Origin of the sequence: Heyndrickxia oleronia, from assembly GCF_017809215.1 — a bacterium.
In the GTDB taxonomy this organism is placed as follows: domain Bacteria; phylum Bacillota; class Bacilli; order Bacillales; family Bacillaceae_C; genus Heyndrickxia; species Heyndrickxia oleronia.
The window spans coordinates 2,214,817-2,226,085 of record NZ_CP065424.1 but is presented as its reverse complement, the minus strand read 5'-3'; the positions used below and the strand labels follow the sequence as shown (position 1 = coordinate 2,226,085).

The 11,269-nt window shown below is 35.1% G+C and carries 9 protein-coding genes and 1 riboswitch; of the genes, 3 read left to right on the top strand and 6 right to left on the bottom strand.

Annotation, left to right across the window (positions count from 1 at the left end; translation table 11 throughout):
- Positions 1–8: 8 nt before the first annotated feature.
- Positions 9–134, bottom strand: coding sequence for a hypothetical protein (locus I5818_RS26225; RefSeq protein ID WP_257234065.1), 126 nt, complete (start codon positions 132–134; stop codon positions 9–11).
- A 377-nt stretch (positions 135–511) separates the two neighbouring features.
- Between I5818_RS26225 and I5818_RS11150 the strand changes: the two genes are divergently transcribed.
- From I5818_RS11150 to I5818_RS11140, 3 genes are all read left to right on the top strand, one after another.
- Positions 512–1,570: a hypothetical protein gene (locus I5818_RS11150; protein ID WP_078111562.1), complete on the top strand. Its 1,059-nt coding sequence runs from the start codon at positions 512–514 to the stop codon at positions 1,568–1,570.
- A 119-nt stretch (positions 1,571–1,689) separates the two neighbouring features.
- Positions 1,690–1,874, top strand: a riboswitch (cobalamin riboswitch).
- Positions 1,875–2,046: 172 nt separating this feature from the next.
- Positions 2,047–4,305, top strand: a complete 2,259-nt coding sequence (locus tag I5818_RS11145; RefSeq protein ID WP_078110460.1) for a ribonucleoside-diphosphate reductase subunit alpha — start codon at positions 2,047–2,049, stop codon at positions 4,303–4,305.
- A gap of 16 nt (positions 4,306–4,321) precedes the next feature.
- Positions 4,322–5,365, top strand: a complete 1,044-nt coding sequence (locus I5818_RS11140; protein ID WP_078110461.1) for a ribonucleotide-diphosphate reductase subunit beta — start codon at positions 4,322–4,324, stop codon at positions 5,363–5,365.
- 140 nt (positions 5,366–5,505) lie between these two features.
- Here I5818_RS11140 and I5818_RS11135 read toward each other — a convergent pair whose 3' ends face one another.
- From I5818_RS11135 to I5818_RS11115, 5 genes are all read right to left on the bottom strand, one after another.
- On the bottom strand, positions 5,506–6,393 hold the full coding sequence (locus I5818_RS11135; protein ID WP_078110462.1) for an ABC transporter permease: 888 nt from the start codon (positions 6,391–6,393) through the stop codon (positions 5,506–5,508).
- 12 nt (positions 6,394–6,405) lie between these two features.
- Positions 6,406–7,407, bottom strand: a complete 1,002-nt coding sequence (locus tag I5818_RS11130) for an ABC transporter permease (protein ID WP_078110463.1) — start codon at positions 7,405–7,407, stop codon at positions 6,406–6,408.
- Positions 7,408–7,473: 66 nt separating this feature from the next.
- Positions 7,474–9,087, bottom strand: a complete 1,614-nt coding sequence (locus I5818_RS11125; protein WP_078110464.1) for an ABC transporter substrate-binding protein — start codon at positions 9,085–9,087, stop codon at positions 7,474–7,476.
- Between the two features lie 70 nt (positions 9,088–9,157).
- The gene (locus I5818_RS11120) at positions 9,158–10,126 is read right to left on the bottom strand and encodes an ABC transporter ATP-binding protein (RefSeq protein ID WP_078110465.1); all 969 of its coding nucleotides are present in this window, start codon (positions 10,124–10,126) and stop codon (positions 9,158–9,160) included.
- Complete coding sequence (locus tag I5818_RS11115) at positions 10,123–11,112, bottom strand: ABC transporter ATP-binding protein (protein ID WP_078110466.1); 990 nt, start codon at positions 11,110–11,112, stop codon at positions 10,123–10,125. Before I5818_RS11115 ends, I5818_RS11120 begins: the two co-directional genes overlap by 4 nt.
- Positions 11,113–11,269: the final 157 nt, after the last annotated feature.

The window sequence follows — 11,269 nt, the reverse complement described above, 5'->3', positions numbered from 1 at the left end:
TACTCTTCTTATTTTATACGAGTTTTAGAAAAAATTAAATCCATTACTGCATGGACTATTTCAACTGATTGAAAGGCAAATAACATAATCGCTGTTGCACTAAAAAATACGATGGGAATAAATCGTATCCACATATTGATGCGCCTCCTTTAAGATATACATATCATACAAAGCATAGATGAAAATCAGATGAGAAAAAGATAATAAAAAGAAAAAAATAACCGGCTATATTAGCCGGAATTAAAGAAAGAACTTTATAATGAGTTTAAAAAGAACTAACCATAGTAATGGGTAACAACTATGTAATGTCCCTTTAACGCAAAATCAATGGTACATAATAATTACTAAAGACTCATGAAAGAAAGATTAAAAATTCATGAGAAAATGTATTTTTCTCATCATACTATATAAATATTGTTAAGAAAACGTTCATATTTTAGTATTTTTCTATAAGTTGTTAAAATAACAATTTATGTATAATTAAGGTAAACAGATCAAGGAGGTATGCAAAATGACATTACGAATAAGTAATCAAAGTTGGGTTTGGTTCGTTCTTTTAGCTACCTTGATATTGCTTGCGAATGTTTCACTATATAGGGTCGAATTCACACAACCAATTACACCCATGATCACTATTGGTTCCTTTTTAGACTTTATTGTTACAATTCCCATACTAGCATATTTTCTTATTATTAGAAGACGCCTCTCCATTAAATATCTCTTTCCATTTATAGGTGCTGGGTATGTTGCTGCATGGCTTATTATTCCCGCAACTTATTTTCAACCATTATCCGCTGCAAAATACATTTTATTTGCTGTAGAAGGCGCTTTTATTATTTTTGAATTGGTTTTAATAGCATTTTTATTAAAAAGACTACCTTTAGTTATAGACACATTTAAATCAGAAAAAGAGCGGATTCCTTTTTTTAAGGATCGATTAGAAAATTCCTTTCTCACCCATTTTAAGCCTTCAAAATTTCTATTTATTCTTATCTCAGAAATCTCCGTTTTTTATTATAGTTTGTTTGCATGGAAAAAAAGACCTAGTCATATACACTTCAAGGCCTTTTCATATCATAAAAAGACAAGTACAATCGCATTAAATATCATGATCATTCATGCTCTAATTATTGAATCTATAGGCTTTCACTTTTTATTACATCAGTGGAGTCCAATCATAGCAATAATCGCTCTTGTGATTAATATATACGGTTTATTCATGTTACTTGCCGAAATACAAGCAGTTAGATTATGCCCTTATTTGTTATCAGATCAAAACCTAATTCTTCAAACAGGGATCATGAAGAAAATAGATATTCCTTTAAAACTTATTCTATCTGTCAATGAGTACACTCGTTCCTCTCCTCTTTCTAAGCAGGAACTAGCTTCTATTTTTGATGCAGCTCCTTCTGACTTTATCAAGGAAAAGCCACAAATAGAAATAATTTTAAAGGATCCAATTCAGGCATCTTACTTGTATGGTATGACAAAAAAAGTAAATACTATTCATTTACGTGTTGATGACCCTCTATTATTTTTAAACACATTAAAGAACAAAATAGAATCATAGTGTTATGAGATTTTATTAGATTTTAAGTATTTAATAGATATATATTGTCATGAAAGTATCGAATATGCTATGATAAAACACAATATATAGTTATATACTATGTTCCTACAACTAAATATTGAATTGTTTCAAGCGAAGGTGTCCATTTACTGGACTTAATAGGGAATCCGGTTTGACTCCGGAGCTGTCCCCGCAACTGTAATTGTGAACGAACAAGACTAACCACTGTATCTAAATAGATATGGGAAGGTTCTTAAGTAGGCTGCACATAAGTCAGGAGACCTGCCTTTTCTTGAAAGTTTCAAATTTCTTCGGGGATTGAGAAGATGAAACGATAGTGAGAGTTTTTTTAGCTTTTATTTTTTTACATCTTTTCCTATCGTTTGATCCGCTCAAATTACTTGTGACGGATCTTTTTTTATGGCTTTTTTTAGACAAGTTTATTAAAAGTCACATTATCTATTGGAGGGAAAAAAATGACTCTATTAACAAAGGGTGCTGAAATGACCGAATGGATGAATCACATATTACAAATATTAGATGGTTCTGATACAAAAGACGATGATCTAACATCGCTCTTGTTGTTTGGTAAAAATTTATTTGAGCAAAAACCATGGCTATCCGAGGATGAATGGGTAAATCAAATAATTCTTGAATGTTTAGCAAACATAAACGCAGAAAATCCTAATTGGACATATCATGCCTCTAAACTATTTATGGAACATCTATATTACAAAGCCTCACAAACACGTGGATACTTATTCAAAAATAAATATGGAAACTTTCTAGAATTAATTGTTCGTCTTACAAAAGATGGTATTTATTCAAGAGAATTATTAAATAAGTATACAAAGGATGACATTCATTTGTTTGAATCCTATATTGATCCGACAAAGGATGAGCTTTTTACATATATTGGTATACGTACTTTAGCTGACAGATATTTGGCAACGGACCACAAAAAAAGAGTGTTTGAATTACCTCAAGAACGTTGGATGATTATTGCGATGCATTTAATGCAAAATGAACCTATTAAGAATCGTATTCAGTTGGTCAGAGACGCCTACTGGGCATTAAGTAATCTCTACATGACCGTCGCTACACCTACACTATCTAATGCAGGAAAAAATTACGGGCAATTATCGAGCTGTTTTATTGATACTGTTGATGATAGTTTACAAGCCATCTTTGATAGTCACTCTGATATTGCTAATCTATCAAAAAATGGTGGAGGTATTGGTGTTTATTTAGGAAAGATTCGCAGCCGTGGCAGTGCGATTAAAGGATTTAGTGGTGCTTCCTCTGGAGTACTTCCTTGGATGAAGCAATTAAATAATATTGCAGTGAGTGTGGATCAATTAGGACAAAGAAAAGGAGCTATTTGTGTTTACTTAGATGTATGGCATAAGGATATTACTGCCTTTCTAGATTCTAAATTAAATAATGGGGACGAACGATTACGTACACATGATCTCTTTCATGGTGTTTGTCTTCCAGATTTGTTTATGGAACAAGTGGAGGCTCGCGAAAATTGGTATTTGTTTGATCCACATGAAGTAAGACAAACCCTAGGTTTTTCTCTAGAGGATTATTATGATGAACAAAAAGGCAATGGAAGCTTTAGAGAGAGGTACTGGGAATGCGTTAACCACCCTACCTTGACGAAAACGAGTATACCCGCGATTGAATTGATGAAGAGAATCATGAAAAGCCAACTTGAATCAGGTGGTCCCTTCATGTTTTATCGTGATGAAGTGAATCGAAAAAATCCCAATAAGCATCAAGGTATGATCTATTCTAGTAATTTATGTACAGAAATTATGCAAAATCAAAGCCCAACAACGATGATAAGCCAATACACTGAGGATGGGAAAATCATGATTGAAAAACAGTCAGGCGATTTTGTTGTATGCAACTTATCATCTATTCATTTAGCTAAGGCAGTGAAAGATGATGTTCTTGAAAAACTTATCCCAATTCAAGTTCGGATGCTAGATAATGTCATTGATTTAAATACAATTCCTGTCCTACAAGCACAATTAACGAACAAAAAATATCGTGCAATAGGATTAGGAACATTTGGATGGCATCATTTACTAGCTTTAGAGAAAATTTCGTGGGAAAGCGAAGAGGCAATTGAATATGCAGATAAACTTTATGAAAAAATTGCCTTTTTAACGATTAAAGCTAGCATGTTATTAGCACAAGAAAAGGGCGCATATGAGCTGTTCCACGGATCGGATTGGGAAAATGGCTCTTATTTTGATGCTAGAGGATATTTCAACTCTGAAAGCTCCCATCCCTGGTTACGATTATTCCAAGATATCCAAAAATTCGGGATAAGAAATGGCTACCTAATGGCAGTTGCTCCTAACTCATCAACATCATTAATAGCAGGAAGCTCAGCAAGCATTGATCCAATTTTTCAAAAGTTTTATTCAGAGGAGAAAAAGGATTATAAAATCCCTGTAACCGCTCCGGATCTAAATGCAGAGACAACTTGGTATTATAAATCCGCCTATTTCATTGATCAGCATTGGAGTATCCGGCAAAATAAAGCCAGACAAAGACATATTGATCAATCCATATCATTTAATCTTTATGTTCAAAATAACGTTCAGGCGAAGGAGCTATTAGATTTACATCTTCATGCTTGGAAAGCTGGTTTAAAAACTAGCTATTATTTACGCTCTACCTCTACAACGTTAGAAGATTGTGATTCTTGTTCAAGCTAAGAAAGGAGAAAAAGGAATGTCTAATAAACTACAAACACGCAAGATCATTGACAATACAGCACCAAACCGATCAACATCAATCATTAATGGAAGATGCTCCAATATACTTAATTGGGATGATGTCCGCTTTTCTTGGGCCTATCCTAAATATAAGAAAATGCTAGGAAATTTTTGGACACCGTTTGAAATAAATATGTCCCAAGATATTAAACAGTTCCCAACTTTATCAAAAGAAGAGCAGGATGCCTTCTTAAAAATCATTGGTTTATTAGCTTTATTAGATAGTATTCAAACCGATTACGCAGGCAAAGTAGCCGATTATTTAACTGATTCTAGCTTAAATGCGCTAATGATTATTTTGGCCCAGCAAGAGGTTATTCATAATCATTCCTATTCCTACGTTTTATCTAGTATTGTCCCAAAGCATGTCCAGGATGAAGTATTTGAATTTTGGAGAACGGAACCAGTTTTAGAAAAGCGGAATGAATTTGTTACAAATGGCTATGCAGCATTCGCGACAAGACCGAGTGTAGAAAACCTTTTAAAATCTATTGTTTTTGATGTGATATTAGAAGGTCTCTTTTTTTATTCAGGTTTTGCCTTTTTCTATAATCTTGCACGAAATCAAAAAATGGTCGCAACGTCAACGATGATTAACTATATTAATCGCGATGAACAATTACATGTTGATTTATTTGTAAAGATCTTTAAAGAAGTATTGGTAGAATATCCTGAATATGATAATGAGGAGTTAAAAGCTTTCGTTGAAGATACCTTTAAAAAGGCAGCGAAATTAGAAATCGAATGGGCAAGATCTATTATTGGCAACCATATTGATGGAATATTAGTAAAGGATTTAGAGGATTATATTAAATTCTATGCCAATATACGCTGCAAGCAACTTGGATTCGAACGGCCCTTCCCAGATTATCGTACAAATCCATTACGATGGATTAAAGCCTATGAAGAAGTAGATTTAGGTAAGTCAGATTTCTTTGAACAAAAGTCACGCCAATATACAAAAGTAAATTATGTGGACAATGGATTTGATGAACTATAATAATAGTTCAAAAACCTGCAAATATATTTGCAGGTTTTTCTATAATTTTGGCTCCTTCTAAAAACACTGTTCTAAATAAGCAAAGTTGGTGTAAAAGTCAGCAGTTAGAATTTCAAGTAATAAATTTTTCGAAAATAACCTTAATTTTTCATTCTAGGATCTAATGCATCTCTCAATCCATCGCCCATAAGATTGAACCCAAGAACCGTTAACATAATTGCTAAACCTGGGAAGATGACCGTCCAAGGTGCCTGTAGAATAAAATCCTTCGAATCAGCCAGCATTTTTCCCCATTCAGGTGTCGGTGGCTGTGCACCTAATCCTAAAAATCCTAAAGCAGCTGCCTCAATGATTGCACTAGCAATCGCTAATGAACCCTGTACAATAATTGGTGCCATACTGTTTGGAAAGACATGATGCAATAAGATTCTTCCATCTCCCATACCTATAGCTTTTGCTGCTATTATATACTCTTCTTCCTTGACCGTAAGAACCCTTGAGCGCACCAATCTACCAAAGGTAGGGATATTAATAATCGCAATCGCAATTAATGCATTAAATAATGAAGGTCCAAGCATGGCTACAATAGCAATTGCTAATAAAATACTTGGAAAAGCCAATAAAATATCAAAAATTCTCGAGATGATTCCATCCACTATTCGACCATAGTATCCAGCGATGATCCCTAAGAACGAACCTACGATCGCCGAACCTATAACAGATAAGAAACCAACAGCTAAAGAAATTCTTGCCCCAAATATGACTCTACTTAAAATATCCCGACCTAAATCATCCGTTCCGAACCAATGTGTTGCAGAAGGAGGAAGATGCTTGTCACCTGTTTCTGTATAATCATACGGTGCTAAGACATTGGCAAAAATAGCAATAAGAATAAAGAAAAAAACTAATCCTAGCCCAAAAACTGCCGCTTTATTCTTTTTGAAATTTTTCCAGCCCTCTTTCCATGGAGAAATCAATGGCTCTTCAACTGGAGTTGTATGAGTTGCATTTGTTGAAAGTTCTGGCATTGATTAACCCTCCTAATATTTAATACGTGGATCAATCGCTGCATAGAGTAAATCCACAATTAAGTTTATTAACACAAAAATAAGTGCCAAAATTAGAATTCCTGATTGAATAACGGGATAGTCACGAAATTGAATGGCCTCATAGATGTAGGTTCCCATACCTGGCCATCCAAAAATGGTTTCAGTTAGAATAGCTCCACCTAATAATAATCCTGTTTGTAAACCTATAATCGTTAAGACAGGTATAAATGCATTTTTTAACGAATGCTTGTACACTACCCAAAACATCTTCATTCCTTTTGCACGCGCAGTTCGAATATAATCTGAACGCATAACTTCTAACATGCTGGAGCGAGTAATCCGGGCAATAATCGCCATTGGTATGGTTGCTAATGCGATACTTGGCAAGATTAAATGTTTGAATACATCTATGAACTGATCGAATCTACCTTGGATTAATGTATCAATTAAATAGAGATTCGTTATTGCCTCTACGGGATTACGAATATCATCGCGACCCATTGTAGGTAATAAATCTAAATGAAGGGAAAATACATACTGCTCCATCAAGCCAAGCCAAAAAATTGGCATAGATACACCTATAAGTGCTATTAACATAACAATGTAATCAAACCATGAATTTTGAAACCATGCAGAGATAATTCCTGCATTCACACCAACAACAATTGCAATGAACATTGCCACCAATGCTAATTCAACTGTAGCACCAAAATATGGCCAAATCTCATCGCTAATAGGTGCTTGAGTTTTAAGTGAGGTACCTAAATTTCCTGTTACTAAATCCTTTATGTAATCAAAAAACTGAATATACATTGGTTGATCAAGACCTAGCTGCTTTGAAAGTTCGGCAACAGCCTCTTTTGTGGCGAGCTGTCCTAAAATGGCCCTTGCTGGGTCTCCAGGAATAGCATGGATAAGCGAAAATACAATAATGAGCATCCCGAGAAGTACAGGTATTAGTAGAAGTAAACGTCGAACCGTATAAGCAACCATTTACAACTTCACCCCTTTAATTATGTAGTTTGAATGAAAAAGGGGAGTCATTGCTCCCCAGGATTGTTATTCAACTGTAGTGTCAGCAAAACTTTGTGATCCAGTTGGATGTGGGAAGAATCCCTTAACTGTACTTTTTCCTGCTAATTGTGGTAGTGAGTGTGCAATTGGTACCCATGGTGCATCATTATGAATAATTACTTGTGCTTCCTTATAATATTCATTTCGTTTTGCTTCATCTGTTTCTGATTGTGCTTTAACTAAAAGCTCATGTAACTCATCATTTGAATATTGCGAGTTATTATTTGAACCAATGGCATCCTTATCAAGCAAAGCATATAAGAAGTTATCTGCATCACCATTGTCACCAGTCCATCCTACAATGTAAATCGGCGCTTCCCCTTTAGCTAATTTATCTAAATAGGTCCCCCATTCCATCGTAACAATTTTCGCTTTTACGCCAATTTTTGCAAAATCAGCTTGTATTGCTTCAGCTACTTTTTGTCCGTTAGGCATATATGGACGAACAACTGGCATTGTCCACAGGTCAACACTAAAACCATCCTTGAAGCCTGCCTCTTCAAGCATCTTTTTCGCTTTATCTAAATCATATTCATAGTCTTCAATTTCATCATTATATCCGTTGATTGAAGGTGGCATCGGGTTTTTTGCTGGTTCTGCTGTACCTTCATAAAAGTTTTTAATTAACGCTTCTTTATTAACTGCATGACTAAGAGCTTGACGTACCTTTACATTATCAAAAGGTGCTTTTGTAACATTAAAACCTAAATATCCAATATTCATAGATGGTCTCTCAAAAATTTGAAGATTCTTATCCGCTTTTACAGTTGAAATATCACTTGGATTTAACCCATCAATTAAATCAACTTCACCTTTCTTTAAAGAATTTAGTCGTGTCGAATTATCCTTTATTACTTTTAGAACCACCTTATCAAGCTTCGGTAATCCTTCCTTCCAATAATCCTTATTTCTCACAACCGTAATGGAATCATTTCGCTTCCAACTTTCGAATTTGAAAGGTCCAGTTCCAACAGGGTTTTCGATATATTTATCTCCAAACTTATCAATTGCTGTTGGGCTTGAAATTCCAAATGGAGACATAGCCAAGTTCTTTAAGAATGGTGCTTGTGCACGGAAAAGTGTAAATTGAACAGTCGTATCATCAATTGCCTTTACCTCTTTAATGACCGCTGCTTCATCCCCTTTATATCCTCCAAATTGAGATTGGTAATATGGAAATTTCTCCACATCTCCGTTTGCCCAACGATCAAAATTCTTCACAACTGCCTCAGCATTAAAATCTGTACCATCGTGGAATTTAACTCCCTCTTCTAGCTTGAATGTATAAGTTAAACCATCATCAGAGATTTCCCAAGACTTTGCAAGTCCTGGCTCAATTTCTGTTGTTTCCTTTTTAAAATTTACAAGTGTTTCGAAAATCTGTTCAGCAACAATCAGTGATTCCCCATCAGTTACTGTGGCAGGATCAAGTTTTACTGCATCCCCCCCACGTGCATATACTAGAACACCTCCACCATCAGATGAATCTTTCTTCCCATCACTGCTCTTTTCACTATTTGATTTGGATGAGGAACATCCCATCAAAGCCAACGAAAGAACAAGGATAAAAATAATTACTCCCGTCAATTTTTTTCTCATCTTTTTCCCCCCATTTTTTGATTGATGTTAGTAGTTTTTTTAACATCTTTCATGTTAAATCTATGCAAAATCACCCATGTAGATGACATGCCGCAAAGTGACCTGCTTCGACCTCTTTAAATAAAGGTCTTTCTACTGCACATTTCTCAAATGCTAATGGGCATCGAGTATGAAATGTGCAACCTGAAGGAGGATTTGCAGGACTTGGAACATCCCCCTGTAGAACAATTCTTTCTTTTTTATAATCCACATCAGCAATTGGTACAGCTGATAGCAAAGCTTGAGTATATGGATGTTTTGGATTTTGATATACTTCTTCACTCTCTGCTAATTCAACCATTCTTCCTAAATACATCACCCCAACACGATCACTAATATGTCTAACCACACCAAGATCATGGGCAATAAATAAATAGGTAAGATCAAAATTCTTTTGTAGATCCTTCATTAGATTTAATACTTGTGCTTGGATAGAAACATCTAAAGCGGAAACAGGTTCATCAGCAATAATTAGCTTTGGATTTAAACTCAATGCTCTTGCTATTCCAATCCTTTGACGTTGACCACCACTAAATTGATGGGGATAACGAGTAGCATGATAGCTATTAAGCCCAACGATTTCTAAGAGCTCGCGAACCTTTCTTTGACGTGCTTCCTTGTCCTTCACACCATGAACCAGTAATGGTTCTTCTAATATTCTTTCAATCGTATGTCTAGGATTTAATGATGCATATGGATCCTGGAAAATCATTTGCATTTTCCCTCTAATTTTCCTTAATTCACGATTTGATAGTTTCGTAATATCGTTGCCTTCAAATATAATTTTGCCTTCACTTGGTTCAAGAAGGCGTAGGAGCATTCTTCCTGTGGTTGATTTTCCACAGCCGCTTTCACCTACTAACCCCAATGTTTCACCTTTATGTATCGTGAATGATATATCATCTACTGCTTTTACCGTACCTATTTGTTTTGAAAATACACCACCACGGATTGGAAAATTCTTTTTTAAATGTTCTACCTTTAATAGAGGTTCATTCATGAAATCTCAACTTCCTTCCCCTCTTCGTATAACCAACATCTAACCTTTTGTCCATTTTTCAAAGTAGTTAAATCTGGTGTGTCAGTGAAGCAACGATCATGTGCATGCGGGCAACGCGGGGCAAAATGGCAACCAAATTCTATGGATCCTGGTTTTGGAACATTACCCGGTATGGAATATAATCTTTCCTTTTTTTCTCTCATATCCGGAACAGACTGAATCAAACCGACTGTATATGGATGCTTTGGTTCCTTAAAAATCGTACGAACATCAGCTTCTTCAACAATTTTCCCGCTATACATCACGATGATTCGTTGACACATCTCAGCTACGACACCTAAATCATGAGTAATCATAATAATAGATGTATCTGTTTCTTTATTTAGCTTTTTCATTAATTCTAAAATCTGTGCTTGAATCGTAACATCCAATGCTGTTGTTGGTTCATCAGCTATTAAAAGTTTGGGGTTACATAGCATGGCCATGGCAATCATTACACGCTGCCTCATCCCACCTGATAATTGGTGAGGATATTCATTAATTAATTGTTCTGCACGAGGCAAGCCTACTTTTTGTAACATTTGTATGGCATACTCTCTCGCTTTCTTCTTTGACCACTTCCAGTGGATTTTTATAGCTTCGATTAATTGTTCACCAATTGTAAATACAGGATTTAAACTGGTCATTGGTTCCTGAAAGATCATAGCAATTTCATTCCCGCGAATACTTCTCATCTTTTTTTCTGAAAAATTTGCTAGATTCTCACCATTAAAGTAAATCCCACCTTCTACTTTCCCGTTGCTTGTTGGGATAAGTCCCATAATTGATAGAGATGTAACACTTTTTCCACAACCAGATTCACCAACAATACCAACCACCTCTTGACGTTTAACAGTAAAGTCAATATTATTGACAACTGGAATAATACCGTTATCAGTTGAAAATGATGTCGATAAACCTCTGACTTCCAGGACCGGATTTTCCATTTTTCCCCTTCCTTTCATATGATCAGGCTTGATGATTTAAAAACAGAAATCCAACGAAAACCGTCCACACAAATATATACATTCTGAATAGACATTCTATTTATAATATTCTACCTTTAATAAATATATTTGAAAATACTTTTTTTAAAAAATAATT

Coding starts and splice junctions, on each gene's coding strand:
- I5818_RS11130 (WP_078110463.1), bottom strand. CDS start 7,407: ATGGTTGCTTATACGGTTCGACGTTTACTTCTACTAATACCTGTACTT.
- I5818_RS11150 (WP_078111562.1), top strand. CDS start 512: ATGACATTACGAATAAGTAATCAAAGTTGGGTTTGGTTCGTTCTTTTA.
- I5818_RS11135 (WP_078110462.1), bottom strand. CDS start 6,393: ATGCCAGAACTTTCAACAAATGCAACTCATACAACTCCAGTTGAAGAG.
- I5818_RS11120 (WP_078110465.1), bottom strand. CDS start 10,126: ATGAATGAACCTCTATTAAAGGTAGAACATTTAAAAAAGAATTTTCCA.
- I5818_RS11115 (WP_078110466.1), bottom strand. CDS start 11,112: ATGGAAAATCCGGTCCTGGAAGTCAGAGGTTTATCGACATCATTTTCA.
- I5818_RS11125 (WP_078110464.1), bottom strand. CDS start 9,087: ATGAGAAAAAAATTGACGGGAGTAATTATTTTTATCCTTGTTCTTTCG.
- I5818_RS11145 (WP_078110460.1), top strand. CDS start 2,047: ATGACTCTATTAACAAAGGGTGCTGAAATGACCGAATGGATGAATCAC.
- I5818_RS11140 (WP_078110461.1), top strand. CDS start 4,322: ATGTCTAATAAACTACAAACACGCAAGATCATTGACAATACAGCACCA.
- I5818_RS26225 (WP_257234065.1), bottom strand. CDS start 134: ATGTGGATACGATTTATTCCCATCGTATTTTTTAGTGCAACAGCGATT.